The organism is Cellulomonas fimi ATCC 484, assembly GCF_000212695.1.
In the GTDB taxonomy this organism is placed as follows: Bacteria; Actinomycetota; Actinomycetes; order Actinomycetales; family Cellulomonadaceae; genus Cellulomonas; species Cellulomonas fimi.
In genome coordinates this window covers 4,178,454-4,204,040 of sequence record NC_015514.1, presented here as the reverse complement: position 1 = coordinate 4,204,040, position 25,587 = coordinate 4,178,454, and the positions used below count along the sequence as shown (strand labels likewise).

The window sequence follows — 25,587 nt, the reverse complement described above, 5'->3', positions numbered from 1 at the left end:
GACCGACGGGCCGGCGCACACTGTGCGCGTGATCACCCTCTACCTGCACGGACGCGTCCGGACGAGCCGCGTCGACCTCGAGGCCTTCCTGCGGCGGGCGCGGCCGACGTACGAGGCGCCGGGCGGCATCCGGACCCGCCTGCAGTGGCGGCTCGACGACCCGGCGGAGTTCGTCGAGATCATGGAGTACGCGGACCGCGCGACGTACGACGCGGACCAGGTGCGCGTCGAGCAGGACCCGGCGATGCGCGCGCTGCTCGCGCAGTGGCGGGCCCACCTCGACGGTCCGCCGCGGGTCGAGGCGTTCGAGGAGTCGGACCTGCGGGACTGACGCGGCGCTGCACGGGCGCGTGGTGGCGCCGTGCACGGACGCGTGCCCGGCCGCTCGCCGCCCCAGCGGTGCGCGTCCTCGCCGGTGGCCTCGGTCGCTCCCGCCTCGGTCGCCCGCGCCTCGGTCGCTCCCGCCTCAGTCGCCCCCGCCTCCGCCACCACCGCCGTCGCCACCGCCACCGCCGTCGAAGCCGCCGCCGTCCCAGCCGCCGCTGTCGCCGCCGTCGTACCCGCCGTCCGACCCGCCGTCGTACCCGCCGCCCGACCAGCGCGACCCGTTCGGCCGCCGGCCCGGGCGGCGCCGCGGCCGCAGCCCCTGGACGGTCAGCAGCACGACGGCGCCCACGAGGAACAGCACGACGAGGACGGTGGGCTGGAAGAGGCCCGAGCCGGGGTCCGGCACGGCGGCGGCGAGGTGGGTCACGAGGAGTGTTGTACCGGGTCCGGCGACTCGGTGGGGCGGGTTCCGGCGCACGACCGCCCGGTGGCCGGGACATTCGTCCCGCGCGACGTCGGGAGCCGCGCTGCCACAGTGGGCTTGAAAGGATTCAAGACCGAGAGGGCGACCATGAGCAGCACCGACGCACGACCGCGCGCGACCCAGGCGCTGCGCGAGGAGATCCTCTACTACTGCCGCGAGTCCGTCCGTGCCGGCCTCAACTTCAACACCCAGGGCAACATCAGCGTCCGCGTGCACGGCGACGACGGGTTCGAGGGCATCGTCATCACCCCGTCCGACGTGCGCTACGACGCCATGCACCCCGAGGACATGCTCGTCGTCGACCTCGACGGGAACGTCGTCGAGGGCGACCTGCTGCCGTCCACCGAGCTGCCCGTCCACCTCGCGCACTACCGCCGCCGCCCCGACGTCCAGGCGATCGTCCACACCGAGTCGACGTTCGTGAACGTCCTCGGGGCGCTCGGGCAGCGGATCGACCCCGTGCTGCTCAACATGGTGCTCTACGCCAAGGGCCCGGTCCCGGTCATGCCGTTCGAGTTCTCCACGTGCGCCGACTTCGGCCGCCGCAGCGCCGAGCTCATGGGCGACGACGTCAACGCCGTCGTCTGGGCCAACCACGGCCTGCTCGCCGTCGGCGTGTCCCTCAAGCTCGCGTTCAAGGTCGCCGTGGCCGTCGAGGAGAACGCCGAGGTGCTCTACCACGCGCAGCGCGCGGGCACCCCGACGATCCTCGAGTACGACCGCATCGCGATCCCCGAGGGCGCTCGGCTGCCCTGACGGGTCAGCTGTCCCCGCGGTGCCGGTCCGCCTCGGCGGCCTCCGCGGTGCGCCAGAAGCCCCGCAGCAGCGCCTCCTCCGGGCTGAGCGGCTCCGGCGCGTCGCCGGTGTCGTCCTCGGCGATGGCCTTCACCTCGTCGTGGATCCGCTCCATCGTCGCGTCGAGCGCGGCGGCGACGTCCGCGGCCTGCGCGAGCGAGTCCCGCAGGTGCTGCGGCACGTGCCGGTCGTACTTGTAGAAGATCTTGTGCTCGAGGCTCGCCCAGAAGTCCATCGCGATCGTGCGCAGCTGGACCTCGACGACCACCTGCTCCACACGGTCCGAGAGGAACACCGGCACCTGCAGGATGAGGTGCAGCGACTGGTACCCGTTGGGCTTCGGGTGCGCGATGTAGTCGCGCTCCTCGAGCAGCGTGAGGTCGGTCTGCGAGACGAGCATGTCCCGCACCCGGTAGATGTCCGACACGAAGCTGCACGTCACCCGGACGCCCGCGACGTCGAACATCTGCCCGCGGATGCCCTCGGGCGTCAGCGGGATGCCCTTGCGGCGGCACTTGGCGAGGATCGACTCGAACGACTTGAGCCGCGACCCGACGTGCTCCACCGGGTTGTAGTCCCGCATCAGCCGGAAGTCCTCGCGCAGGATCGAGATCTTCGTCATGACCTCGTCGATCCCGAACTTGTACGTCAGGACCAGCCGTCGCAGGTCGGTCATGAGCGCGCGCACCTCGGTCGGGTCGGGCATCGGGCGCTCGGGGTGCAGGGACGGCTCTCTCACGCGACCACGGTACGTGCGGGCCGCCGCGCGTCCGCGGGCCCGACGTCCGGGGTGCAATGGCATCGCCGCACCGCTGCCCGCCGGGGGAGGATGGGCGCATGAGCAGCACGACCCTCGACCGACTGACCGCCGACCTCACCACTGCCATGAAGGCCCGCGACGCGTTCCGCACCGGCACGCTGCGCCAGGTCGTCGCCGCCGTCCGCGGCGAGGCGAAGGCAGGGCCCGTCGAGAAGGACCTCGGCGAGGACGACGTGCTGCGCGTGCTGGCCCGCGAGGTGAAGAAGCGCCGGGAGAGCGCCGAGATCTACACCGGTGCGGGCGCCGACGACCGCGCGGCGAACGAGTCGGCCGAGGCCGACGTGATCGAGGAGTACCTGCCGAAGCAGCTCTCCGACGACGAGCTCGCCGCGCTGGTCCGCGACGCGGTCGCCGCGACGGGCGCCACGACCCTGCGCGACATGGGCGCCGTGATGAAGGAGGCCACGGCCCGCGCCGGCCTGAGCGCCGACGGCAAGAAGCTCTCCGCCCTCGTCCGCACCGCGCTCGCGGGCTGACCCGACCACCGGCCCCGTCCGTCGTCGCCCCGTCCGGGGCGGCCCGGGCGGGGCCTCGTCGCGCCGCGCTCCGGACGCCGGCACGCGTGCCCGGCCCCGCGCGACGTCCCCACGTCGGTGGTCAGACGTGCGCTGCGAGGACTGCCTGCGCCGCGTCCGCGTCGCCGCTGACGAGCCCTGCCGTCGCGAGCGACGCGAACGGGACCGCCCCCGAGGCGACGCCCAGGAGCAGAGGGCCGGGGGCGCTCACCGTGGCGTCGACGGGTCGGTCGTCGGGCCGGCCGGTGGCCACGCGCACGCCGTCGGGCCCGGCGTCGAGCGTGCCCCACCAGCCGTCGACGTGGACCGCGACGCGCACGGGCCGCGGCGTCCGCACGTCGTCGAGCAGCGCGTCCATCGCGACGACGAGCCACTCGGGGTGGAAGGCGTCGTCGGGCGCCGGGCCGCCCGCCATCGACCGGGCGGCCCACCGGACGAGCTCCCGGACGACGCCGCGCAGCTCCTCGCCCCACGGCGTCAGCGCGTAGACCGTCCCGCGGTCGGCCAGCCGGCGCTCGACGACGCCCGCGTCCTGGAGGGCTGTGAGGCGCCGGCTCAGGAGGTTGGGGGCGATGCCCGGCAGCCCGTCGCGCAGGTCGGTGAAGCGTCGTGGTGCGACGAGCAGCTCGCGGACCAGCAGCAGCGTCCAGCGCTCCCCGACGACGTCGAGCGCGCGGGCCACGCCGCAGAACTGGCCGTACGTGGACACCGGCGGCTCCTATCGGTTTACTTTCTTTACGACGATACACTCTATCAACCGGAGGGGCCGTGACGACGCGCGACTGGCTGGACCGCACCACGTACCCCTGGGCGACGCGCACCCTCGAGGTCGCGGGCGCCACGGTGCACCTCGTCGAGGAGGGCACCGGTCCGACGCTCCTGCTGCTGCACGGCAACCCGACGTGGTCGTACGAGTGGCGCGACGTGATCCGTCACCTGCGCGACGACTTCCGCTGCGTCGCTCTCGACCTCCCCGGCCTCGGCCTCAGCACCGCCCGGCCGTCGTTCGGCGGCGCGCCCACCGACCACGCGCGCGTCGTCGCCGACGTCGTCGCTGCGCTCGACCTGCGGGACTGGACGCTCGTCGCGCACGACTGGGGCGTGCCGATCGGGCTGGCCGCCGCGCACCGCGACCCCCGGCGGCTGGGCGGCCTCGTCGTCGCCAACAGCTGGGCGTGGCCCGTCGACGACGACCGCCACTTCACGGCGTTCTCCCGCGTGATGGGCGGACCCCTGGGGCGGTTCGGTGCCCGGCACGCGAACCTCGTGGTCCGCGCGATGCTCCCTCTCGGTCACCGCCGCCGTCGGCTCACGCGCGCCGAGCTCCGGCACTACCGTGCCCCGCTCGACACTCCCGACCGCCGTGCGGCCACGTCCCGCTTCGCGCGCGAGATCGTCGCGTCGACCGACTTCCTCGCGGGCGTCGCGCGCGCCCTCCCGGACCTGGCGGACGTGCCGTCGCTCCTGCTGTGGGCCGACCGCGACATCGCCTTCCGCGAGGCCGAGCTCGCCCGCTGGCGTGCCGAGCTCCCGCACGCCGACCTCGTCCGCCTCCCGGGCACGGGCCACTTCGTCCCGTCCGACGCCCCCGCCGACGTCGCCGCTGCGATCCGCGCCTGGCACCCCGCCCTGCGCACCCCCGCCACGACGAGGTGACGACGCGGAGCCGGTGTCTGTCGAGGACGAACGAGCAGTCGTCGCCGCCGTGCTCGCCTTCCACTCCGCCTCGACACGAGGCGACCCGCGCCATCCGGGGGACGCGGGTCCGTCTGACGGCATGCGGCGCTGGGCCGCGGGTCCGACCCGGGACGGATGACGCGTGGGCGGACCGCTGGCACCGTGGCGCACGGTGTCAGACCCGTGGCGCCCATGCGTCGTCACAGGACAGGTCACCCGTGTTCCGTCAGGTCCCCGTGCTCCCGGTCGTCGTCCCGCTCGCCGCCGCGGTCCTCGCGGCGCTGCTGCGGAGCCTGCGCCGCAGCGGTCGGCTGTCGGCGCCCCGCGCCGCCGTGGCGGTCGTGCTGTGCGTCTACGTCGCCGGCGTGGTCGCGAACACCGTCTTCCCGGTCTTCCTCGACAAGCCCGTGAGCACAGAGCCGTGGAGCAGCCACCTCGCGCTCGTGCCGCTCGCGGACTACGACGTCGCGGACGCCGTCACGAACGTCGTGGTCTTCGTCCCGCTGGGGTTCCTCGTCCCGCTGCTGAGCGCGCGGACGTCGTGGCGGCGCGCCGTGGCGACCGCGGCGGTCGTCAGCCTGGCCATCGAGGTGACCCAGCTCGTCACGGCGCACCTGCTGGGCGGCGGCCACGTCGCCGACGTCGACGACCTGCTCTTCAACGTCCTCGGTGGCGTCCTCGGCTGCGCGCTGTTCGCGGCGCTCACCCGGGTGCCGGCCGCAGGAGCCCTCCTCGACCGGTTCCGCTGGGACGACCAGCCTGCCCGCTTCCCCAAGGCCCTCAGCGCGAACCCTGTGAAGTGAGGTCCGCCGGCCGTCGTGGCGGCGCCACGCGGAGCCGGCGGGCACGAGGTCAGGCCTCGCGGCGCTCCGGGGCGTTGACCGCGCGCTGCATCGGGGTGGCCCGGCCCGCGACGTGCAGGGTGCGGTCCTCGGAGAGGAACGGGTTCGGGTCGGTGAACGCGTGCGTGATGTTGCGCTCGCCCGCGGTGTGCGGCGCCGTGTTGTCCTGCTCGCTCATGTCGTCCTCCGTGGGGGGCGTTGGACCTGGTCGCGTGTCCGGTTCGAGACGGCCGCGCGGCAACTTACCTGCTCGATCGGGCGCCGCGGGCGCCATCTGAGGCGAAGGAGAGAGTTCTCACGCTCGGGATACCGGGCGACAAAGCCGCAAAAGCCCCCGTCCTGGGTCCTTCGGCCTTACGCTCGGCGCGTCGTGCGACGCGGCGACGACGCCGACCGGCAGCGCCGGTGCGTCGCGCGGACGGCGGCGGGGGGCGGCATGTCGACGAGCCTGGAGGTGCCCCCGACGGGTGCCCCGTCGGGCTCCACGGTCGCGCCCGTCGTCGACCTCGACGTCCGGGTCGTGCCCGACGGCACCGCGCACCGGGCGCTCGTCGCGTGCGACGAGCTCGGCCTGGCGACCACCCGCCCGTTCGTGCCGCCGCTCACGCCCACGGGCATCGACGCCCTCGCCGAGGAGCTCGACGTGGCCCGCCGGCAGACGCGCCCCGGGCCGCAGTCGGCGGCCGTCACACGGCGGCTCGACGCGCTGGGCACGGCGCTGTTCGGCGCGCTGCTCGACGACGAGGCGCGCGACCTGTTCGTCCGCACACGGGAGCGGGCCGCGCACGACGGGCGGTCGGTGCGGGTGCGGCTGCAGCTCGACGACGCCCCCGACGTCGCCCGCCTGCCGTGGGAGCTCATGCAGCACGACCGCACGGTGCTCGTCCACAGCGACGGCGTGCACGTGGTGCGGTACCCCGACGCGACGACGCCCGTCGAGGCCGCCCCGCTGGACGGGCCGCTGCGCGTGCTCGTCGTCGCCGCGTCCCCGTCGGGGCTCGCACCCCTCGACGTGGACCGCGAGGTCGACGCCCTGGGGACCGCGCTGGCGCCCCTGGGTGAGCGGGTCGAGGTGCACCGTCTCGCACCGCCCACGCTCGACGCGCTGCGGCGCGAGCTCGACGACCGGTGGCACGTGCTGCACGTCGTCGGGCACGGCGGCGTCGACGCCGACGGGGGAGTGCTCGCGCTGGAGGCCGCCGACGGCACCGCGGACGTGGTCGACGCGCGCACGCTCGCCGACCTGCTGCTCGCGGCACCGCGGCTGCGGGTCGCGGTCCTCAACGGGTGCAGCACGGGCGCGGTGACGACGCAGCAGCCGAAGGCGGGGTCGGCGCACCAGCTCGTGCGCGCCGGTGTGCCCGTCGCGGTGGCCATGCAGCTCCCGGTGACGGACCGGGCGGCGCACGTCGTCGCGGCGACCCTGTACGAGCAGCTGGCCGCGGGACGGTTCGTCGAGCAGGCCGTGACCGCGGCGCGGCGTGCGCTGCTGCCCGGCACCGAGTGGGTCGCGCCCGTGCTCTACACGCGCACCTCGCCCCGCGTGTTCGTGGCGCCCGCGCCGGTGCGGGCGGTCCGGCCGCGCGACCGCGTCCCCGCGGGCGTGGTGCCGGGCGCGGACGTGCTGCAGCCGCGCTGGTCGGCGGTCCGTGAGGTCGCCGCCTGGCTCGACGCGCCCGCCCGCCCTCTGCTGCTCACGGGCGAGCCGGGGGCGGGTACCTCGGTGCTCGCCGGGTGGCTCGCGGGTGCCGGGTCGGGCGCGCACGACGGCGCCCCGGCCGGAGCGGTGGACGCGCTGGAGGCCCTGCGGGACGCGTGGTCCGCGGTGCACGTGGAGCCTCCGGGCGGGACGGGCACGACGGTCGACGTGCGGGCCGTCGTGCGCTCGCTCGCCGAGCAGCTCGCCGGCACCGTCCCGGGGTGGCGGTCCGCGCGCGCCGACGCCGCGGGCGCGTACGGCCTCGCGCACCTGCCCCCCGAGCAGCTCTTCACGGTCCTCGTCGGAGACCCGCTCCGGGCCGCGCTCGCCGCGGCACCGGGCACGCCGGTGCGCGTGCTCGTCGACGGCCTCGACGCCGCGGCCGTCGCGCCCGTGCTGCGGCTGGGAGCCGTCGAGGGCGTCCGGGTGCTCGTCGCGAGCACGGACGTCGACGTCGCGGCCGCGCTCGACGCCGCCGGGGCGTCGCGCGTGGACCTCGCGGCACCGGAGCGCCGGGCCGTGGTCGACGCGGACGTCGCCGCCTACCTGCGCCGCCGCCTCGCGACGACCGAGCACGACGAGACGATCGTCGACGCGCTCGTCGCCCGGGCCGGCGGGAACTTCCTCGTCGCGCGGCACGCGGCCGACGAGGTCCTGGCCCGCCCCGGTGCGGCCGTCGCGGACCTGCGCCTGCCGCCCGGCGCTGGCCCGTCGGCCGGGCGCCACCTGCGGGCGACGCTCGTGGCGGCGTACGGCGCGACGTGGCGCGAGCCGTGGACCGCGAGCGTCGAGCCCCTGCTCGCGCACCTGGTCGTGGCCCGCGGACCCGTCCCGCTGCCGGCCCTCGTGCGCTGGCTGGGCAGCACGCTGCCGCGCGTCGCGGTGACCGTCGACGGCCTGGCGGGCCTGGTGGTGACCGACGCGGCGGGCTGCCGCCTCGCGCACGACTCCCTCGTGCCCGCGCTGCGCGAGCCCACGACCCCGGAGGGGGCGCTCAACGCCCTGCTGGTCGACGAGCCGGCCGCGCACCGCCGGGTCGTCGCCGACGCGATCGCGCTCACCCCCGCCGACCTCGCCCACCCCGCCGACGCGGGGTCCGCCTACGCGCTGGTCCACGCCCCCGGCCACCTCGCCGAGCTGCCACCCGACGCGGCCCTCCTGGCGGGGCTCACGGCGCGCGCGCTCGAGCCGCGCTGGGTGACGGCGCTGGTCGCGGCGGTCGCCGACCCCCTGCTGCTCGGCCTGCCGTACCGCGACCTGGTCGCGCTGCACCTGCGGGCCGGGGACACCGCAGCCGTCGAGCGCGTCGTGCGGTTCCTCGCCGCCGCCGACGTGCCGCTGCTGCGCGGCGCGGTGTTCGACGTCCTCGCGACGTACGTCCAGCACGACACGGTCGCCGCGGGGGCGTTCCTCGTCGCGCTCGCGCTCGGTGACGACCCCGAGCTGCAGCGCATCGCCCTGCACGCGACGTGCCTGCTGCCCGCGGCCGCGCAGGCCGACGTGTTCGCGCGCGTGGTGAGCGCACCCGCGCGCACCGAGGCGCAGGCCGTGGCCGCCGCGTTCGCGCTGTACTCCAACGGCACGTCCGACCCGCAGCACCTCATCGCCGACGTCCTCACGACGCTCCTGTCGGGCCTGCGCCTGCTGCCGCCCGACCGTCGCACGCGGCCCCTGGTCTCCTTCTTCTCGCAGGTCACCGTGACGAACTACGTCAACGGCTGCGCGGACGCGCAGGTCGTGCGCGTCACGGGTGACCTGTGGCGCCGGCTCCTCGTGGACCGGCTGCGCGTGGACCGCCCGGTGTGGGGGGCGGCCGTGCGGCGGCTCGTGGTCGACGGGCTCGTCGCCCGCCGGGTGGGCCGGCGCGTGCTGCGCCTGTTCACCCCTCCCGGCGACCCCGACGGTCCGGTGGAGCTCGGCCGTGGGCGCCCCGAGGAGGCCTCCGCGCGTCGCGTCGTCCCCGCGCTAGACCCCGAGGCCGACCTCGCCGCGCGCACCGACGACCTGCGTGCCCTGCTCGCGTCGGGGACCACGATGTTCCGCGTGCTCGCCGCGCTCGCGGTCGCCGTGCACGGCCTGCGTGACCCCGCGGCCACGGAGGCCCTCGTCGACACGCTCGTCGCCGACGGGGACGCGCGCACGCGCCGGGCGCTGCTCGTCGCGCACGCCGTCGTCGCCCCGACGCCGCCGTCGTGGGTGCCGCTGCTCGAACGCCTGACGCGCGCGGTCGCGACGGGACCGCACGACGACCACACCGCGTCCGGCCCGCTCGGCGGCCGGCACCTCGTCTTCGTCCCGCTCGTCCTGGCGTGCGCCACCACGGGCACGCCGACGACGGTCCTCGACGCGTGGCTCGCCCCCGACGCCGACCCGGGCTGGCGGGAGTGCTGCCTGCGCGGGCTCGGGGCGGTCGGGCTGTACCACCCGGACGTCGTGCTCGGCACGCTCGAGCGCGTGGACGCGGCCGGGACGCTGCCGCTCGCGGACGCGGTCCCCGCGCTGGCCCTCATGGCCGGCCTGCACCCGATGCGCACCCGCACGTGGCTCCTGCGAGCAGGACGGCGGGACGTCCTCGACGCGGTGTTCGGCGCGACCGACCCCGAGGAGAGCCGCGAGCACCTCGAGCTCCTCGGCATGTACAACGCCGCGGTGCACGCGTGCGCGACGTCGCCGCAGGTCCGCGCACGCCTCGTGACGGAGATGTTCGACGCGTTCCTCGAGTGCCGGACCGGCCGTGCGTGGTCGCGCCGGTTCGGCGCCGCGGGCGTCGCGCTGCTGCGGGAGGCGCACTGGGACGTCACGGCGCTGACGCCCACCGCGGACGCCTGATCGCCGTCGGAGAAATCGATGGCGGGGCCCCCGGGTCGGACGTAGCGTCGTTCGCACACGGGAAGGAGGTGGTCCGGAACATGAAGCATTCCAGGACGCGTGAGGTGACTGTCCGCTAGTCGCCCGACAGCTCGGGACGGACTGGTCGTCCGCCCGTTGTCGTCACCGGGAACGGTGGGGGCGGCGAGCGAATACCGGCAGTCACCGCAGCCCGTGGGAGCCGCGATCTCGTCCACCGCGGCAGGACCGAGAGGTCCGGCCCACGGGCTGTCCCGTGCCCGGGCACCGTCACCCGGCGTGACAAGGTGGACCCGTGGCTCTCAAGACCCCCGCCCAGATCGACCAGATGCGTCCGGCCGGACGGTTCGTCGCCGGCGTTCTCTCCTCGCTGCGGGACGTCGCCCGCCCGGGCATGACGCTCAACGACCTCGACGCGCACGCGCACCGCATGATCGACGCGGCCGGCGCACACTCCGTCTACCTGGGCTACCACCCGTCGTTCGGCGCGATCCCGTTCCCCGGGGTGCTGTGCATCTCCGTGAACGACGCGGCGCTGCACGGCCTGCCGTCCGACCACGTGATCGAGGACGGCGACGTGGTGAGCATCGACTTCGCCGCGCAGGTCGAGGGGTGGGTGTGCGACTCGGCGCTCACGTTCCAGCTCGGCACGCAGACGCCCGAGGCGCAGCGGCTCATCGAGACGACCGAGCGCGCGCTCGACGCGGGCATCGCGGCCGCGCGCGTCGGCCGGCGGATGGGCGACCTGTCCGCCGCGATCGGGCAGGTCGGGCGGGCCGCGGGGTACGGGATCAACGCGGACTTCGGCGGGCACGGCGTGGGGCGGACGATGCACGAGGAGCCGCACGTCGCGAACCTCGGGAGGCCGGGCACGGGGCTCAAGCTCAAGGCCGGGCTGGTCGTCGCGATCGAGCCGTGGTTCATGGCCGGCGGCGACGACTACGTGGTGGACGCCGACGGGTGGACGATCCGCACCGCGGACGGGTCGCTCGCGGCGCACGCGGAGCACACGGTCGCGCTCACGGCCGACGGCCCCGTGGTGCTGACGGCCCGCGACTGACGCGCCCGCGGCCCCGGTGGTGCGGCCGCCCGCCACGGCCCCGCGGCTGAGCCGGGGACCGCGGCGGGTGACGCGTCAGAGCGAGCGCTGGTAGCGGCGCATGGCGCCGACCGACCACGCGGCGACGGCCGTGGCGAGGACGGTCAGCAGGGCGGCCCGCGTCCCGACGAGGCCCCAGTCGACGGCGGGCGACATCGCCGTGCGGGCGATCTCCGTGGCCCACGTGAGCGGGTTGTACCGCGCCGCCGACTCCACCCAGGACGGCAGCACGGCCGTCGGCATGAGGGCGGTCGAGACGAACGTCGCCGGCAGGACGATCGTCGTCGAGATGCCGATGAGGGCCGTCTGGTCCCGGGCGAGCAGCGCGACCGCCGCGGACAGCGAGCAGAACGCCGCCGCGAGCAGCAGCGACGCGGCCAGGGCGACGGCCAGCCCGAGGAGCCCGCCGTCGAACCGGGCCCCTGCCGCCGCGGCGATGGCCAGCACGACCACGCCCTGCACCCCGGTGACCAGCAGCTGCTGGAGCAGCTGGCCCAGGACGAGCGCCGAGCGGCGCACCGGGGACGTGAGGAGGCGGTCCATGACGCCCGAGCGGATGTCGTCGATGAACCCCGTCCCGGCCCACGCGCCGGAGTACAGGACGGTCATCATGAGGACGCCCGGCACGAGGAACGTCAGGTAGTCGTCGGCGCCGAAGCCGGGGACCGACGCGACGGACTCGAAGACGTTGCCGAACAGCACGATCCACACGAGCGGCTGCAGCACCGACACCCCGAGCCCCCACGGCTGCCGGACGGTGCCGACCACCCACCGGTGGCACACCACGAGCGTCTGCGCGACCCGGCCGGCGCGGCGGGCCGACGGTGCCGTCGTGCGCGTCGGCGCGAGCGTGGCGGCGCTCATCGGGCCACCTCCGACCACGACCGGCCCGCGTACCGCAGGTAGACGTCGTCGAGCGTCGGGCGGGAGACCGCGACGGCGCCGTGCCGGACCCCGGCGTGCTGCAGCGCCGTGATGACCGCGCCGACGACGGCGGGACCGTCCGGCGTGCGCGCGACGAGCCGGCCCGTGGGGCCCTCGACGTGCACGGTGACGTCGTCCAGCACGGGCGCGACGGCACGGCGGACCTCGTCCGCGGCCGGCTCGACGAGGTCGACCGTGAGGGTGTCGCCCGCGAGGGTCGCCTTGAGGTCGTCGGGCGTGCCCGCGGCGACGACACGGCCGCGGTCGACGATGCTCAGGCCGTCCGCGAGCCGGTCGGCCTCCTCCAGGTAGTGCGTGGTCAGCAGCACCGTCAGCGCGTCCTCGCCGGCCAGCCGGCGGATCTCGTCCCACATCGCGGCGCGCGCCTCCGGGTCGAGCCCTGTCGTCGGCTCGTCGAGGAACAGCACGCGCGGCGCGTCGACGAGCCCGAGCGCGACGTCGAGCTTGCGGCGCGTGCCGCCGGACAGGCCGCCCGTGCGGCGGTCGCCCGCGTCGCCCAGGCGGAAGCGGTCGAGCAGCGCCGCGGCTCGTGCGCTCGCGTCCGCGCGGTTCGCGCCGCGCAGGCGCGCAGCCATGACGAGGTTCTCGCGCGGCGTGAGCAGCGGGTCGGCGCCCGTGCCCTGCGAGACGAGGCCGACGGCGCGGCGGACGTCGTCGGCGTCCCGGACGACGTCGTGCCCCGCGACCCGCGCGGTGCCGGACGTCGCGCGGGACAGGGTCGTGAGGACCTTGGTGGTGGTCGACTTGCCGGCGCCGTTGGGGCCGAGCAGCCCGTGGACGGTGCCGCCGGGGACGGTGAGGGTGAGGCCGTCGAGTGCCGTGACGTCCGGGCGGCCGCGGCCGCCCGGGTACGTCTTGACCAGGTCGACCGCCTCCACCGCGCCGGAGCGCGACGGGGTGCGGGTGGGCATGGTGGTGCTCCTTCGTCGGTCGCGCCGTCCGTCGGGACGGCCACGGCACCGGCGCCTGCTGACGCCGGTGGTGCGACCGAGGGGCCACCTATGCTGGTCGGTGCAGCGGATCGCACAGGTGGTCCCGCCTCGCGGCGGGGCCTCGGTCGGTTCGTCACCGGTCGGCCCGGGTGTGCCAGCACCTGGGCCGACCTGCTGTCCGGGGACGGGTCCCCGGGGTCTCGTGGGCGCCGTCGCGCGGCGCGCGGGTCAGCGTGTCGTGGGCGGGTCCTCCTGGACGGAGAGGTAGGGCGCGAGCGCGTCGGCGAGCTCGTCGGGGTCGAGCCGCCCGGCGGCGTCGGCCCGGTCGTGCAGCGACCGCCACAGATCGACCTGCTCGAGCGAGCCGTCGCCGATGCCGGCCTCGAGCGCGACCACGAAGTCGAGCTCCGCGCGCAGCAGCGCCATCTCGTACTCGGCCTCGAGCGCGAAGATCCGCGGCAGGCCCTGCGCGCGCGCGTCGGCGACGGTCGACTCGAGCGACGTGAGCGTGACGCGCACCGACGCGGCGCGCATCCGCAGGAGCCGGGCGACGTCGTCGGGCGCCAGCAGCGGGAGGAAGGAGAGGGCCGCCTCGAACTGCGGGAACTCCTTGACCGGCGTGCGGACCAGGTCGCTCAGCCAGTCGACGGCCTCGGTCGCGCCGGCGTCCGTGATCCGGTACACGGTGCGCGGCGGCCTGTTGCCCTCGCGCTCGGTCGACGCGGCCTCGATCAGCCCGCGCTTCTCGAGCCCGTCGACGACCGAGTAGAGCGAGCCGAAGTTGAGCCGGACGGTCTCGTCCTTGCGGCGCTCGCGGAGGGTCATCGACATCTCGTAGGGGTGCATCGGGCGCTCCCACAGCAGCGTGAGGACGGCGAGCGCGAGGGGGTTGCTGCGCGTGCGCGGTGCCATGCCCGGCTCCCTCGTCGTGGTTACTCGCTGCCGAATGCTCGGCCCAGAGTATATCGCGTCTATATCGCGTCACAAGGGTGTGGCGCTGGCCGGCCGCCCGCGTGACCTCGTCGTCCGGCCGACCGACGGCGTTCACCTGCGGGTCCGGTGTGCGACACCCGTGACCGGCACCCTCGCGCCGACACCGAGAGAGGTCGGCACCGAGAGAGGTCGACACCGAGCGAAGTCGACACCGAGAGAAGGAGCACCGATGCTGCGTCCGCAGCCCCGCGCCGACCACCCCGTCGGCCGCCGACGCGGCACCCCCGACCGTGGCACCGCCAGTCCCCGCACCGCGACCGTCGCGCTCGCCACCGCCGCCGCGGCGCTCGCCGCCGGGCTCGCGACCACGGCCGCCGCCGCACCCGCTCGCACCGCTGTCGCGGACGCCGCCGCCGTCTCCCGCCCTGCGGCCGCGGACTGGTCCACGCCGACCGCGGAGCAGACGTTCCACCGGCTCGCGACGTACCCGGTCCACCTCAACCGCCCCGCGGGGGAGGACCCCACGGCGGAGACGGTCGCCGAGATCTCGGCGGTGAGCGACGACGGGCGCACGTTCGTCCACACCGACGCGCTCGCACGTCGCATCGGCTTCGTCGACATCACCGACCCCGGTGCGCCGGCCGGCCTGGGCACGCTGGACCTGCACGCGGGGCTCGGCGTCGGAGAGCACGCGGAGCCGACCTCGGTCGCGGTCGTCGGCAACCACGTGCTCGTCGTCGTCGACACCTCCGCGTCGTTCACCGACCCGTCGGGCGTCCTCGCCGTCGTCGACCTGCGCACCCGCACCCTCGTCCGCACGCTCGACCTGGGTGGCCAGCCGGACTCGATCGCGCTCGCACCGGACCGGCGCCACGCTGCGATCGCGATCGAGAACCAGCGCGACGAGGACGCGTCCCCGGCGGACGGCGACGAGGGCGACCTGCCGCAGGCACCCGGCGGGTTCCTCCAGCTGCTCGACCTGCCGGACACCGCCGACCCGGGCACCTGGACGACGCGTGCCGTGCCGTTCACCGCACCGGACGGCTCGGCGCTGCCGTCGTTCGTCGCCGCGGGCCTCGACACCCCGCACGACCCCGAGCCGGAGTACGTCGCGGTCGACCCGACCGGCACGACCGTCGCGGTGACGCTGCAGGAGAACAACGGCGTCGTCCTCGTGGACCTCGCGTCCGGCTCCGTCACGCGGGTGTTCAGCGCCGGCTCCGCCGCGGTCACGGGGGTCGACGTGACGAAGGACGGGCGCGTCGACCAGACCGGGGCGCTCCCGACGCGTCCGCGCGAGCCCGACGCCGTCGCGTGGCTCGACGCGGGGCACCTCGCCACCGCGAACGAGGGGGACTGGAAGGGCGGGACGCGCGGCTGGACGGTGTTCGACACCACCGGCGCCGTCGTCTGGGACGCGGGCGCCGAGCTCGAGCGGCTCGCGGTGCGCGTCGGGCTGCACACCGAGGACCGTGCCGCGAAGAAGGGTGTCGAGCCCGAGGGCCTGGCCGTCGCGACGCTCGGCGGCACGCCGTACGCGTTCGTGGGCTCGGAGCGGTCGAACTTCGTGGCCGTCTACGACGTGACCGTCCCGGCCGTGCCGCGGTTCGTGCAGGTGCTCGCGACGACGAACGGGCCCGAGGGGCTCCTGCCCGTGCCGTCGCGCGACCTGCTGCTCGTGTCGAGCGAGGAGGACGACGCGTCCGCGCTGGTCCGTTCGTCGGTCACCGTCTTCGGCCGGGGCCCGGCGCACGCCGCCGCGTCCGGCACGCCCGCGTTCCCGTCGGTGGTGTCCGCCGACGACGGGGCCGGGAACCCGATCGGCTGGGGCGCCCTCGGCGCGCTCACCGCCGACCCGGCCGACGACCGGCGGCTCTGGTCGGCCACGGACGCCGCGTACACGCCCACCCGGCTGCTGTCGCTCGACGTGTCGGGCACGCCCGCCGTCGTCGACCGCGAGGTCATGGTGACGCGCGACGGCGCACCCGTCGGGCTGGACGTCGAGGGCGTGGCAGCGCGCGCCGGCGGAGGCTTCTGGCTAGGGGTCGAGGGGGCGACCGGCGCCGCGAACCAGCTCGTGCGCCTCGACGCGTCCGGGGCGGTCGTCGAGACGGTCCCGCTTCCCGCCGACGTCGCGTCCGGCCTGACGAAGTGGGGCGTCGAGGGTGTCGCGGTCGCGGCCGGGAAGGACGGCGAGCACGTGTTCGTCGCCCTCCAGCGGGGTCTGACGACCGATCCCGGCGGCCTCGGCGGGACGGCGCGCATCGGCCGGTTCGACGTCGACCACGGCACGTGGACCTGGTTCGCGTACCCGTTGGAGACCACGAGCACCACCGGGGACTGGATCGGGCTGTCCGAGGTGACGGCCGTCGACCACGACACGCTCGCCGTGGTCGAGCGGGACAAGCTCAACGGCCCGACCGCCCGCGTCAAGCGCGTCTACGCCGTCGACCTGCCGGCCGATCCCGCACCCGGCACCGTCGGCACGCTCACGAAGGACCTCGTGCGCGACGTGCTGCCCGACCTGCGCGCCACGCACGGGTGGACGCAGGAGAAGCTCGAGGGCCTGACCGTCGGCGGCGACGGCACCGTCTGGGCCGTGACCGACAACGACGGTGCCGTCGACGCGACCGGCGAGACCGTGCTGATGGCGCTGGGTGACGCGGCCGACGTCTTCGCGGGGCACCTCGACGCGGGGCCGACGCCCACGCCGACGCCGTCCGTGAGCACGCCCGTCCCGAGCCCGAGCGGCACGCCGGGTGCGGGCGCCGGTGCCACGCCGGGCGCTGGGCCCACCCGGCCCGACGTCCCCCGGTTCACGCCCACCGCCGACGGCCTCACGGACGCGAACCGCGGCGGTGTGACCGTCGACGGCACGCCCCGGGCCGGCGGCACGATCACCGTGCGGGGCGCCGGGTTCGTGCCCGGCGAGTGGGTGCAGGTGTGGCTGTTCTCCGCGCCGACGGCGCTCGGCTGGGCCCGGGCCGACGCCACCGGGGCCGTCGAGGCGCGCCTGACGATCCCGTCGTCCGTCGCCCCCGGCACGCACCGCCTCGCGCTCGTCGGGCAGGTCGACGGACGGACCGTGTGGGTCGAGGTCCAGGTGCGCGCCGCGTCCGGCCGGGGCGCGGGGGCGCTCGCGACGACGGGCGCGGACGGCGTGACGGCGCTCGCTCTCGTCGCCGCCGGCCTGGTCGCCGCCGGCGGTGCCGTCGTCGTCGCGACCCGCCGTCGCCCGGGCCTCGCGGCCACGACCCGCGCCGCCCGCTTCGTCGTCGGCCGCCGCTGACCCGGGCGGCTGCGCCGCACCGAGACCGTGGTCGTCCCCGTCCGCGCCGCGTGCGCGGCGACGACCACGGTCTCGCGCGGGGCCAGGCGCAAGGATGGGCGCGTGGAGCTGCGGTTCAGCGGTGAGGTGTGGTGGTGGAAGGGCCCGGCGCCCTTCCACTTCGTCACGGTGCCCGACGCGGAGGCGGCCGAGCTGCGGGCCGCGTCGTCCCTGGTCAGCTACGGGTGGGGCGTCATCCCCGTCGCGGTGCAGGTCGGCCGCACCCGCTGGACGACGTCGCTGTTCCCGAAGCAGGGCGGGTACCTCGTGCCGCTCAAGGACGCGGTCCGGGCGGCGGAGGGCATCGAACTCGGAGACACCGTCGCGCTGCGGCTGACCGTCGACGTCGAGCGCGCGGGGCGCCGCTGACCTGTGCGTCGTCGATGCGTGGAGACGCGCGGTGCGCACGGCCGCGGGGGCGCGTGCTGGGTGCTCCCTGCGCGCGTCAGGCCGGACGCGGGACGTCCAGCACCAGGTCGTGCACGCGCTCGGCGCCGCGGCGCGTCGACCCTGACCCGGGGGCCGTGCGCGAGGATGGGCGCGTGACCGAGCCGTACCGCGTGATGACCGTCTGCACCGGCAACATCTGCCGCTCCCCGATGGCGGAGATCGTGCTGCGCGACCGGTTCGAGGCTGCGGGCCTCGGCCACGCGGTCGTCGTCGACTCGTCCGGGATCAGCGACGAGGAGCACGGCAGGCCCGTCGACCGGCGCGCGCGCGCCGTGCTCGCGGAGCACGGCTACCCGGTCGGCGACGGGCACCGCGCGCGGCAGGTCCGCGCCTCCGACCTCCCGGCGCGCGACCTCGTCCTCGCGATGACGTCCTCCCACGCCCGCGCGCTGCGCCGGCTCGCGGGGGACGCGGGCGTCGCGGCGCGCGTCGTGATGTACCGGTCGTTCGACCCGGCCGCACCCCTCGTCGCGCCCGGCCAGCCTGAGCACGTGCTCGACGTCGACGACCCCTGGTACGGCGGTCCGGAGAACTTCTCCACGTGCCTCGCCGAGGTCGAGGCGGCCGCGGACGGGGTCGTCGCGCACGTCCGCGCGGCGCTCGCGGCCCGGGACGCCGCGACGGCGGGCTGACCCGCTCCGGCCGGGACGCCGCGGCGGGCTGCCGCCCTACACCCGCCCTACAGCCGCCCTACAACCAGCGGTTGCGTCGGAAGGCGCGGTGCAGCAGCACGCACGAGCCGACGATGACGGCGAGCACCACCCAGAACCCGAAGCCGGTGTCGGCGGCCGGCAGGTTGCGCACGTTCATGCCGTAGACCCCCGCGATCGCCGTCGGCACCAGGCCGATCGCGGCCCACGCCGAGATCTTCCGCATGTCCGCGTTCTGCTGCACGCTCACGCGCGACTGCGCGACGGTCACCTGCGCGAGGTCGGCGGCCAGCACACCGGACAGCAGCGCGTCGGCGGTCTCGATCGAGTCGGCGACCCGCAGCGCGTGGTCCTCGACGTCCCGGAAGTACGGTGCCATCTCCTCCGGGACGCCCGGCACCTGGCCCGCCGCGAGCCGGTGCAGCGGCCCGACGAGCGGCACGACCGCCCGCCGGAACTGCTGCACCTCCGACTTGAGCCGGTAGATGCGCTCCGCGTGGTCCTCGCCGGGCGTCGAGCCGAACACCTGGTCCTCGATCTCGTCGAGGTCGACGTCCACGGACCGCGTGACCTCCAGGTACTCGTCGACGGTCAGGTCGAGCAGCCGGTGCAGCACCGCCCACGGCCCGAGCGCCATCGTGTCCGGGTCCGCCTCCAGGCTCCGGCGGGCGCGCGCCGGGACCTGCGAGTCGCCGTGCCGCACGACGACGACGAACCGCGGCCCGACGAAGACCGCGAGCTCGCCCACGTCGACGACCTCGGCGTGGTCGACGTACCGCACGGGCTTGACGATCGCGAACGTCAGGTCGGGGTAGCGCTCGAGCTTGGGGCGCTGGTGCGCCCGGATCGCGTCCTCGATCGCCAGCTCCGGCAGCGCGAACCCCTCCGCGAGCGCGTCGAACTCGTCGGCGGACGGGTCCACGAGGCCCACCCAGACGAACCCGTCGTCCCGCTCCGCCTCCTGCGCGGCGGCGAACAGGTCGTCGAGCCGGTGCCGCCGGACGCCGTGGGTGTAGAGGGCGCAGTCCACGATCACGCACCGCATGCTGCTCTGTTCCGGCGGGAGAGTCGAACGGGCGCCCGGTGGTGCTCGGCACGGCAGGATGGGGCGGGTGAAGGTCGCCTCCCGGGCGCACGTGCCGCCCTTCGCCGTCATGGAGATCCTCGCTGCCGCGAACGCGCGCCGGGCTGCGGGGGAGCACGTCCTCAACCTGTGCGCCGGCGAGCCGTCGACCGGTGCGTCGGAGGTGGTCCGGCAGCGTGCCGTCGAGCTGCTGACCAGCGGCGACCTCGGGTACACCGAGGCTCTCGGCGCGCCGGGGCTGCGCGCCGCCATCGCCACGCACTACCGGACCTGGTACGACGTGGACGTCGACCCCGCGCGCATCGCGGTCACGACGGGATCGTCGGGCGGGTTCCTGCTCGCGTTCCTCGCGGCGTTCGACGTGGGCGACCGGGTCGCCCTCGCCCGCCCGGGCTACCCGGCGTACACCAACATCCTGCGCGCGCTCGGGTGCGAGGTCGTGGAGCTGCCGTGCGGGCCGGAGTCGCGGTTCCAGCCGACGGTCGCGCACCTCGAGGCGCTCGACGGCCCGCTCGACGGACTCGTCGTCGCGAGCCCCGCGAACCCCACGGGCACGATGGTCGACGCCGCGTCGCTCGCCGAGCTCGCCGCGTGGTGCGCCGAGCACGGGGTCCGGCTGGTGAGCGACGAGATCTACCACGGCATCACGTACGACGAGGGTGCCGTCGTGGCCACCGCCGCGCAGTACCTCGACGGCGGCGCGGTCGTCGTGAACTCGTTCTCCAAGTACTGGGCGATGACCGGGTGGCGGCTCGGCTGGCTGGTGCTGCCCGACGACCTCGTCGCGCCCGTCGACGCGCTCGCGGGCAACGTCGCGCTGTGCCCGCCGGCGCTCGCGCAGCACGCGGGTGTGGCCGCCTTCAGCCCGGAGGGCTACGCGGCGGCGCGTGCCAACGTCGAGCGGTACGCCGCGTCGCGCGCGCTCCTGCTGGAGCGGCTGCCCGAGCTCGGGTGGACGCACGTCGCCCCCGCGGACGGTGCGTTCTACCTGTACGGCGACGTGTCGTCGTCGGGCCTCGACTCGGTGACGTGGTGCGCGCGGCTGCTCGACGAGGCCGGCGTGGCCCTCACGCCGGGCACCGACTTCGACCCCGTCGACGGGCACCGGTTCGTGCGGCTGTCGTTCGCGTCGTCGCCCGAGGTGGTGCGGGAGGCCGTCGACCGGGTCGTCCGCTGGCAGGCGACGCTGGGAGCCTGAGGCCACGACGTTGACGAGCGCGGCGGAGCATCCACGGGCACGATCGGGTCGCGTGGAGCGTTGACCCCACGACCGCAGGACACCGCCCCGGGAGGACCCATGCGCTGCCCCGTCGACCAGGCCGAGCTCGTCATGTCCGAGCGGCAGGGGGTGGAGATCGACTACTGCCCGACGTGCCGCGGCATCTGGCTGGACCGCGGCGAGCTCGACAAGATCCTCGACCGCGCCGCCGCTCCCGACCCCGGCCTCGGGTCCGGACCCGCTCGCCCCGCCGAGCCGCGCCCCGAGGACCGGCGCGGCTACGACGACCGTCGGGGCTTCGACGACCGGCGCGGGTACGACGACCGCCGCGGCACCCCCGACCCGCGCTACGCCGACCCGCGCTACGCCGACCCGCGTCACGCGGGCGACCCCCGCTACCGGCGCAAGAAGAAGGAGTCCTGGCTGGAGGACCTCTTCGACTTCTGACGACCGCTCCTCACGCACGGGCGTCCGGGCGATTTCGACGGCGGCCGCCCGTGCTGACGGGCTCGCGCGCGACGTAGGTTGGACGGCGTGCCGCTGCCCCCGCTCGTCGACCCCGGGCCACCGCTGACTCCCGCGCAGGTGACGCGTGGGTCGCGGCACCTGCTGCTGCCGGGGCTCGGCGTCGACGGGCAGCGCAGGCTGCGCAACGCGCGCGTCCTCGTCGTCGGCGCCGGGGGCCTCGGGGCGCCCGTGCTGCAGTACCTGGCCGCGGCGGGTGTCGGCACGATCGGCGTGGTGGACGACGACGTCGTCGACGTCACCAACCTGCAGCGGCAGGTCATCCACGGCACGGCCGACGTGGGACGGCTCAAGGTCGACAGCGCGCGCGACGCGATCGCGGAGCTCGACCCGGACGTGCGGGTCGTCGTGCACGCCCTGCGGCTGGACGAGGGGAATGTCGACGACGTCCTGCGCCGGTACGACGTCGTCGTGGACGGCACCGACAACTTCCCGACCCGGTACCTCGTCAACGACGCGTGCGTACGGCTCGGGCTGCCCGAGGTCTGGGGCTCGGTGCTGCGGTTCGACGCGCAGACGACCGTGTTCTGGGGCCGTCCACCCGCCGGGGTCCCGGCCGTCCAGCTCCGCGACCTGTTCCCGGCACCGCCACCGCCCGACACCGTGCCGTCGTGCGCGGAGGCCGGCGTGCTCGGGGCGCTGTGCGGGCAGGTCGGGTCCGTCATGGCGACCGAGGCGGTCAAGCTCGTCACCGGGCTGGGGGAGCCGCTGCTGGGCCGCGTGCTCGTCGTCGACGCGTTGCGCGGCCGGTGGTCCGAGGTGCCGCTCGTCGGCACCGCCCGCCCCGGCGCCGACGACGGCGTCGCCGAGCGGTCGGCCGCCCCGGTCTCGCCGCGGTCCGCCGCCGCGCCCGCCGCGCCCGCCGCGCCCACCGCCGCGCGCGCCGGCGCCTCGTCGGCGACGAGCCCGTCGCGCCCCCTCGACGACGTCGTGCCGACCGTGACGGCCACCGAGCTCGTCGCGCGCCTCGACGCCGACCCGACGACGGTGCTCGTCGACGTCCGCGAGGCCGCGGAGCTCGCCGTCGTGTCCGTCCCGGGCGCCACCCACGTCCCGCTGGCGCGCGTCCTCGACGGCTCGGCCGTCCCCGACCTGCCGCGCGACCGCCCGGTCCTCGTCATCTGCCAGGTCGGCGCACGCTCGGCCCTCGCCGCCCGCACGTTGCGCGCCGCCGGGGTCGACGCCGCGAACGTCGAGGGCGGCGTGCTCGCCTGGCTCGCCGCGCGCGCCTGAAGGCGTTTCTCCCGGTGGTCCCGCACGCCGGGGCGCCGGGGTCGGGTGGCAGGATCGGGGGGTGCCGACGACCCCCGCGCTGCGCAGCCTCGAGGAGCACCGCGCGGCAGCGCTGCAGCTGGCCGCACCGCTGCCCGCCGTCGTCGTCGCTCTGGCCGACGCGCTCGGCCTCGTGCTCGCGCAGGACGTCACGACCGACGCGCCACTGCCCCGGTGGGACAACTCCGCGATGGACGGCTACGCGGTGCGTGCCGAGGACGTGCGGGACGCGTCGCCGTCCACCCCGGTGACGCTGCGGGTGGTCGCCGACCTGCCCGCGGGGTCGTCGCACCGGCCGACGGTCGGACCCGGCACGGCGGCGCGGATCATGACGGGCGCACCCGTGCCGGCCGGCGCCGACGCGATCGTGCCTGTCGAGGACACCGACGCCGGCACGGTCACCGTCCGGGTCGGCGCGCCGAAGGTCGTCGGGCAGCACGTCCGGCGTGCAGGCGAGGACGCCGTGCCGGGCGACCTCGTCGTCGCCGCGGGCACGCTGCTGGGCCCCGCGCACGTGGCCGCGGTCGCGTCGGTCGGCGTCGCGGAGGTCGCCGTGCACCGGCGGCCTCGCGTCGCGGTCGTGAGCACGGGCGACGAGCTCGTCGCCCCGGGGAAGCCGCTCGCGCACGGGCAGATCCCCGACTCGAACTCGTGGCTGCTCGCCGCGGCCGTGCGCGACGCGGGCGGTGAGGCGCTGCGGCTCGGGCCCGTCGGCGACGACCCGGTCGCGCTGCGCGACCTGCTGCACGGCCTCGACGGCACGGTCGACGCGATCGTCACGTCCGGCGGCGTGAGCGTCGGTGCGTTCGACGTGGTCAAGGCAGCGCTGCTCCACGAGCCCGACGTCGCGTTCGTCCCCGTCGCCGTCCAGCCCGGCAAGCCGCAGGGGCTCGGCCGGCTGCCCGGCGGGACGCCCGTGTTCACGCTGCCCGGCAACCCGGTGAGCTCGTTCGTGTCGTTCGAGCTGTTCGTGCGGCCCGCGCTGCTGCGGATGCGGGGTCTCGTGGAGGTCGAGCGCCCGACGACGACGGCCGTCGTCGTCGACGGCTGGCGCACGCCGCCCGCTCGCGCGCAGGTGATGCCGGTCCGCTTCGTCGCGCCCGAGTCCGACGGCCGCCACGTCGACACCGTCCCGCCCGCCCACGGGCAGCGCACCGACGAGCACGCGACCTCCGCCCCGCGCCACCCGCGCGTCGTCCGCGCGACCGCGGGGGGCTCCGGGTCGCACCTCGTCGCGCGCCTGGCGGTCGCCGAGGGCCTCGCCGTCGTCCCCGCCGAGATCGAGCAGGTCGCGCCCGGCGACCTCGTCACCGTCCTGAGGATCACCCCATGACGCAGCCCTTCACCCACCTCGACGCCGCCGGCCACGCGCGCATGGTCGACGTCACCCACAAGCAGCCGACCGTCCGCGCCGCGACCGCGACCGGCCGGGTCGTGTGCGGCCCGGACGTCGTCGCCGCGCTGCGCGACGGGACCGTGCCGAAGGGCGACGTGCTCGCCGTCGCGCGGGTCGCCGGCATCGCGGCCGCGAAGCGCACCGCCGAGCTGCTGCCGCTCGCGCACGTCATCGGCGTGCACGGCGTCGTCGTGGACCTGTCCGTCGAGGACGACGGTGTCGCGATCACCGCGACGGTCCGCACGGCCGACCGCACGGGCGTGGAGATGGAGGCGCTCACCGCGGTGTCCGTCACCGCGCTCGCGGTCGTCGACATGGTCAAGGGCCTCGACAAGTCCGTGTCGATCGCGGACGTCCGCCTCGAGGCCAAGACCGGAGGCAAGTCCGGCGACTGGCGGCGCGAGCCGTGACCGGTCCGGCCTCGCCGGCCGCGCCCGAGCCTGGTACCGACGAGTTCGACGCGGTCGTGCTCGCGGGCGGTCGCGCGCAGCGGCTCGGCGGTGCCGACAAGGGGTCGGTGGTCGTCGCCGGGCGCGCGCTCGTGGACCACGCGCTCGCGGCCGTCTCCGGGGCGCGGTCCGTCGTCCTCGTCGGTCCGCCGTCGGTCGCCCGGCCGGGTGTCGCGACCGTCCAGGAGTCACCACCGTTCGGCGGTCCCGTCGCCGGCCTGGCCGCGGGCCTCGCGGCTCTGCCCGACCCCGGTCCGCGGACGGCTCCCGACCGCCTCGTCGTGGTGCTCGCGTGCGACGTCCCCGGGGCGGTGCGCGTGGTGCCCGCGCTCGTCGCGGCGGCGCTGGCAGCACCGGCGGCGGACGGCGCGCGGCTCGTCGGCCCGGACGGGGCACCGCAGCACCTCGTGGCCGCCTACCGGCGCACCGCGCTGGACGCGGCGCTCGCGGCCCTCCCGGACGGCCCGCGCGACGTCGCCGTCCGCCGGGTCGTCGGCGGCCTGGACCTCGTCGACGTCCCCGACGTGGACGACGCCGGTGCCGACGCGGACACGTGGGACGACGTCCGCCGGCTCGACACGCGGCTGGCTGCGGGTGGCAGCATCGGACCCAGCGACCACGACCGGAGGACACCGTGAGCACCGACCCCCGCAAGGCGCCCGGCGCCGACCTGCCCGCCTGGGTGGACCACATCGCGCGCGAGCTGGGTGTCGACCCCGCGCTCGTCGACATCGACCGCGTCCTGGGCGTCGCCGCGGACGTCGCGCACTCGGTCGCACGGCCGGCCGTGCCGGTGACGATGCTGGTCGCGGGCCTCGCCGTCGCGTCGGGCCGCGCGGGCGACGACGTGCTCGCGACGGTCGAGCGGGCGGCGCTCGCGTGGGCGTCCGACGAGAACGTCCTGCCGTGACCGCGTCGACGACCCCGGCGGTGGAGACGCTGACCGTCCGCTACTTCGCCGCCGCGGCCGAGGCGGCCGGTCTCGACACCGAGGCCGTGCCGGCCGGGCCGGCCGCCGGTGTCGTCTCCGAGCTCGTGCGTCGCCACCCCGACCTCGCCGGCGTCCTGCCCCGCTGCGCGCTCCTGGCCGACGGCGTGCGCGTCGAGGACTCCGACCAGGTCCGGCCCGGCGCGACCCTCGACGTCCTGCCGCCCTTCGCGGGCGGCTGACCGCCCCGGCGCCCGGACGCGGACGACGGTCCACGGCGTCGACGTCCCGGCCGAGAGGTCGGCCCCTCTCGTGCGACCACGCGAGCCGCCCGCTGCGACACGCCGTCACCTCGCCGCGCCGAACCGCCC

Annotated in this window: 26 protein-coding genes; 18 read left to right on the top strand and 8 right to left on the bottom strand. The window is 76.1% G+C overall.

Annotation, left to right across the window (positions count from 1 at the left end; all coding sequences use genetic code 11):
• Window positions 1-28 precede the first annotated feature (28 nt).
• The gene (locus CELF_RS18990) at window positions 29-331 is read left to right on the top strand and encodes a hypothetical protein (RefSeq protein ID WP_157457170.1); all 303 of its coding nucleotides are present in this window, start codon (window positions 29-31) and stop codon (window positions 329-331) included.
• A gap of 135 nt (window positions 332-466) precedes the next feature.
• On the opposite strand, the gene CELF_RS20840 is transcribed toward CELF_RS18990, so the two are convergent.
• Window positions 467-754 (bottom strand): hypothetical protein, encoded by a 288-nt coding sequence (locus tag CELF_RS20840; protein ID WP_013772888.1) that lies wholly within the window; start codon window positions 752-754, stop codon window positions 467-469.
• A gap of 144 nt (window positions 755-898) precedes the next feature.
• On the opposite strand from CELF_RS20840, the gene CELF_RS18985 reads away from it, so the two are divergent.
• Window positions 899-1,567: a class II aldolase/adducin family protein gene (locus CELF_RS18985; RefSeq protein WP_013772887.1), complete on the top strand. Its 669-nt coding sequence runs from the start codon at window positions 899-901 to the stop codon at window positions 1,565-1,567.
• A gap of 4 nt (window positions 1,568-1,571) precedes the next feature.
• Here CELF_RS18985 and CELF_RS18980 read toward each other — a convergent pair whose 3' ends face one another.
• On the bottom strand, window positions 1,572-2,312 hold the full coding sequence (locus tag CELF_RS18980; protein ID WP_013772886.1) for a GTP pyrophosphokinase: 741 nt from the start codon (window positions 2,310-2,312) through the stop codon (window positions 1,572-1,574).
• 131 nt (window positions 2,313-2,443) lie between these two features.
• Between CELF_RS18980 and CELF_RS18975 the strand changes: the two genes are divergently transcribed.
• On the top strand, window positions 2,444-2,902 hold the full coding sequence (locus CELF_RS18975; RefSeq protein ID WP_013772885.1) for a GatB/YqeY domain-containing protein: 459 nt from the start codon (window positions 2,444-2,446) through the stop codon (window positions 2,900-2,902).
• A 121-nt stretch (window positions 2,903-3,023) separates the two neighbouring features.
• Here CELF_RS18975 and CELF_RS18970 read toward each other — a convergent pair whose 3' ends face one another.
• Window positions 3,024-3,650: a winged helix-turn-helix transcriptional regulator gene (locus CELF_RS18970; RefSeq protein WP_013772884.1), complete on the bottom strand. Its 627-nt coding sequence runs from the start codon at window positions 3,648-3,650 to the stop codon at window positions 3,024-3,026.
• A 59-nt stretch (window positions 3,651-3,709) separates the two neighbouring features.
• Here CELF_RS18970 and CELF_RS18965 point away from each other — a divergent pair, with 59 nt between their 5' ends.
• Together CELF_RS18965 and CELF_RS18960 are read left to right on the top strand one after the other, a co-directional pair.
• Window positions 3,710-4,597, top strand: coding sequence for an alpha/beta fold hydrolase (locus CELF_RS18965; protein ID WP_013772883.1), 888 nt, complete (start codon window positions 3,710-3,712; stop codon window positions 4,595-4,597).
• 239 nt (window positions 4,598-4,836) lie between these two features.
• Window positions 4,837-5,421: a VanZ family protein gene (locus CELF_RS18960; RefSeq protein ID WP_013772882.1), complete on the top strand. Its 585-nt coding sequence runs from the start codon at window positions 4,837-4,839 to the stop codon at window positions 5,419-5,421.
• Between the two features lie 49 nt (window positions 5,422-5,470).
• On the opposite strand, the gene CELF_RS20555 is transcribed toward CELF_RS18960, so the two are convergent.
• Window positions 5,471-5,638, bottom strand: coding sequence for a hypothetical protein (locus CELF_RS20555; RefSeq protein ID WP_013772881.1), 168 nt, complete (start codon window positions 5,636-5,638; stop codon window positions 5,471-5,473).
• Between the two features lie 258 nt (window positions 5,639-5,896).
• Between CELF_RS20555 and CELF_RS21420 the strand changes: the two genes are divergently transcribed.
• Window positions 5,897-9,988, top strand: a complete 4,092-nt coding sequence (locus CELF_RS21420; protein WP_013772880.1) for a CHAT domain-containing protein — start codon at window positions 5,897-5,899, stop codon at window positions 9,986-9,988.
• A 313-nt stretch (window positions 9,989-10,301) separates the two neighbouring features.
• The gene (gene map / locus CELF_RS18950) at window positions 10,302-11,066 is read left to right on the top strand and encodes a type I methionyl aminopeptidase (protein ID WP_013772879.1); all 765 of its coding nucleotides are present in this window, start codon (window positions 10,302-10,304) and stop codon (window positions 11,064-11,066) included.
• A gap of 75 nt (window positions 11,067-11,141) precedes the next feature.
• Here the strand turns inward: map and CELF_RS18945 are convergent, their stop codons facing one another.
• The 3 genes from CELF_RS18945 to CELF_RS18935 all read right to left on the bottom strand — a co-directional run bounded on the left by CELF_RS18945 (window position 11,142) and on the right by CELF_RS18935 (window position 13,894).
• Window positions 11,142-11,969: an ABC transporter permease gene (locus CELF_RS18945; RefSeq protein WP_013772878.1), complete on the bottom strand. Its 828-nt coding sequence runs from the start codon at window positions 11,967-11,969 to the stop codon at window positions 11,142-11,144.
• Complete coding sequence (locus CELF_RS18940; protein WP_013772877.1) at window positions 11,966-12,961, bottom strand: ATP-binding cassette domain-containing protein; 996 nt, start codon at window positions 12,959-12,961, stop codon at window positions 11,966-11,968. The genes CELF_RS18945 and CELF_RS18940 overlap by 4 nt, the downstream gene beginning before the upstream one ends.
• Before the next feature lie 249 nt (window positions 12,962-13,210).
• Window positions 13,211-13,894: a PadR family transcriptional regulator gene (locus CELF_RS18935; RefSeq protein ID WP_013772876.1), complete on the bottom strand. Its 684-nt coding sequence runs from the start codon at window positions 13,892-13,894 to the stop codon at window positions 13,211-13,213.
• A gap of 250 nt (window positions 13,895-14,144) precedes the next feature.
• On the opposite strand from CELF_RS18935, the gene CELF_RS18930 reads away from it, so the two are divergent.
• The 3 genes from CELF_RS18930 to CELF_RS18920 all read left to right on the top strand — a co-directional run bounded on the left by CELF_RS18930 (window position 14,145) and on the right by CELF_RS18920 (window position 18,325).
• Window positions 14,145-17,204: an esterase-like activity of phytase family protein gene (locus CELF_RS18930; protein WP_013772875.1), complete on the top strand. Its 3,060-nt coding sequence runs from the start codon at window positions 14,145-14,147 to the stop codon at window positions 17,202-17,204.
• Window positions 17,205-17,306: 102 nt separating this feature from the next.
• Entirely contained in the window at window positions 17,307-17,612 is a 306-nt protein-coding gene (locus tag CELF_RS18925) for a DUF1905 domain-containing protein (RefSeq protein WP_013772874.1), read from the top strand.
• Window positions 17,613-17,806: 194 nt separating this feature from the next.
• A complete protein-coding gene (locus CELF_RS18920) occupies window positions 17,807-18,325 on the top strand; it encodes a low molecular weight protein-tyrosine-phosphatase (protein WP_041553626.1) in 519 nt (172 codons plus the stop codon).
• Window positions 18,326-18,383: 58 nt separating this feature from the next.
• Here the strand turns inward: CELF_RS18920 and CELF_RS18915 are convergent, their stop codons facing one another.
• A complete protein-coding gene (locus tag CELF_RS18915) occupies window positions 18,384-19,388 on the bottom strand; it encodes a magnesium and cobalt transport protein CorA (RefSeq protein WP_013772872.1) in 1,005 nt (334 codons plus the stop codon).
• Between the two features lie 67 nt (window positions 19,389-19,455).
• Here CELF_RS18915 and CELF_RS18910 point away from each other — a divergent pair, with 67 nt between their 5' ends.
• The 8 genes from CELF_RS18910 to CELF_RS18875 all read left to right on the top strand — a co-directional run bounded on the left by CELF_RS18910 (window position 19,456) and on the right by CELF_RS18875 (window position 25,458).
• Window positions 19,456-20,625 carry a pyridoxal phosphate-dependent aminotransferase gene (locus CELF_RS18910; protein WP_013772871.1) on the top strand — a complete coding sequence of 390 codons (1,170 nt, stop codon included), beginning with the start codon at window positions 19,456-19,458 and terminating at the stop codon, window positions 20,623-20,625.
• A 99-nt stretch (window positions 20,626-20,724) separates the two neighbouring features.
• Window positions 20,725-21,093, top strand: coding sequence for a TFIIB-type zinc ribbon-containing protein (locus CELF_RS18905; protein ID WP_013772870.1), 369 nt, complete (start codon window positions 20,725-20,727; stop codon window positions 21,091-21,093).
• An 87-nt stretch (window positions 21,094-21,180) separates the two neighbouring features.
• A complete protein-coding gene (locus tag CELF_RS18900) occupies window positions 21,181-22,404 on the top strand; it encodes a ThiF family adenylyltransferase (RefSeq protein WP_013772869.1) in 1,224 nt (407 codons plus the stop codon).
• Window positions 22,405-22,465: 61 nt separating this feature from the next.
• Entirely contained in the window at window positions 22,466-23,776 is a 1,311-nt protein-coding gene (locus CELF_RS18895) for a molybdopterin molybdotransferase MoeA (protein ID WP_013772868.1), read from the top strand.
• Window positions 23,773-24,249 carry a cyclic pyranopterin monophosphate synthase MoaC gene (moaC, locus tag CELF_RS18890; RefSeq protein ID WP_013772867.1) on the top strand — a complete coding sequence of 159 codons (477 nt, stop codon included), beginning with the start codon at window positions 23,773-23,775 and terminating at the stop codon, window positions 24,247-24,249. The genes CELF_RS18895 and moaC overlap by 4 nt, the downstream gene beginning before the upstream one ends.
• Window positions 24,246-24,926, top strand: coding sequence for a molybdenum cofactor guanylyltransferase (gene mobA, locus CELF_RS18885; RefSeq protein WP_013772866.1), 681 nt, complete (start codon window positions 24,246-24,248; stop codon window positions 24,924-24,926). Before moaC ends, mobA begins: the two co-directional genes overlap by 4 nt.
• Complete coding sequence (locus CELF_RS18880) at window positions 24,923-25,198, top strand: DUF6457 domain-containing protein (protein WP_013772865.1); 276 nt, start codon at window positions 24,923-24,925, stop codon at window positions 25,196-25,198. The genes mobA and CELF_RS18880 overlap by 4 nt, the downstream gene beginning before the upstream one ends.
• The gene (locus tag CELF_RS18875) at window positions 25,195-25,458 is read left to right on the top strand and encodes a MoaD/ThiS family protein (RefSeq protein WP_013772864.1); all 264 of its coding nucleotides are present in this window, start codon (window positions 25,195-25,197) and stop codon (window positions 25,456-25,458) included. The genes CELF_RS18880 and CELF_RS18875 overlap by 4 nt, the downstream gene beginning before the upstream one ends.
• Window positions 25,459-25,587: the final 129 nt, after the last annotated feature.

What these genes read in the sequence shown, in the direction of transcription:
- CELF_RS18985 (WP_013772887.1), top strand. Translation starts at nt 899, where the DNA reads ATGAGCAGCACCGACGCACGACCGCGCGCGACCCAGGCGCTGCGCGAG.
- CELF_RS18980 (WP_013772886.1), bottom strand. Translation starts at nt 2,312, where the DNA reads ATGCCCGACCCGACCGAGGTGCGCGCGCTCATGACCGACCTGCGACGG.
- CELF_RS18975 (WP_013772885.1), top strand. Translation starts at nt 2,444, where the DNA reads ATGAGCAGCACGACCCTCGACCGACTGACCGCCGACCTCACCACTGCC.
- CELF_RS20555 (WP_013772881.1), bottom strand. Translation starts at nt 5,638, where the DNA reads ATGAGCGAGCAGGACAACACGGCGCCGCACACCGCGGGCGAGCGCAAC.
- CELF_RS21420 (WP_013772880.1), top strand. Translation starts at nt 5,897, where the DNA reads ATGTCGACGAGCCTGGAGGTGCCCCCGACGGGTGCCCCGTCGGGCTCC.
- CELF_RS18945 (WP_013772878.1), bottom strand. Translation starts at nt 11,969, where the DNA reads ATGAGCGCCGCCACGCTCGCGCCGACGCGCACGACGGCACCGTCGGCC.
- CELF_RS18940 (WP_013772877.1), bottom strand. Translation starts at nt 12,961, where the DNA reads ATGCCCACCCGCACCCCGTCGCGCTCCGGCGCGGTGGAGGCGGTCGAC.
- CELF_RS18935 (WP_013772876.1), bottom strand. Translation starts at nt 13,894, where the DNA reads ATGGCACCGCGCACGCGCAGCAACCCCCTCGCGCTCGCCGTCCTCACG.
- CELF_RS18930 (WP_013772875.1), top strand. Translation starts at nt 14,145, where the DNA reads ATGCTGCGTCCGCAGCCCCGCGCCGACCACCCCGTCGGCCGCCGACGC.
- CELF_RS18920 (WP_041553626.1), top strand. Translation starts at nt 17,807, where the DNA reads ATGACCGTCTGCACCGGCAACATCTGCCGCTCCCCGATGGCGGAGATC.
- CELF_RS18915 (WP_013772872.1), bottom strand. Translation starts at nt 19,388, where the DNA reads ATGCGGTGCGTGATCGTGGACTGCGCCCTCTACACCCACGGCGTCCGG.
- CELF_RS18905 (WP_013772870.1), top strand. Translation starts at nt 20,725, where the DNA reads ATGCGCTGCCCCGTCGACCAGGCCGAGCTCGTCATGTCCGAGCGGCAG.
- moaC (WP_013772867.1), top strand. Translation starts at nt 23,773, where the DNA reads ATGACGCAGCCCTTCACCCACCTCGACGCCGCCGGCCACGCGCGCATG.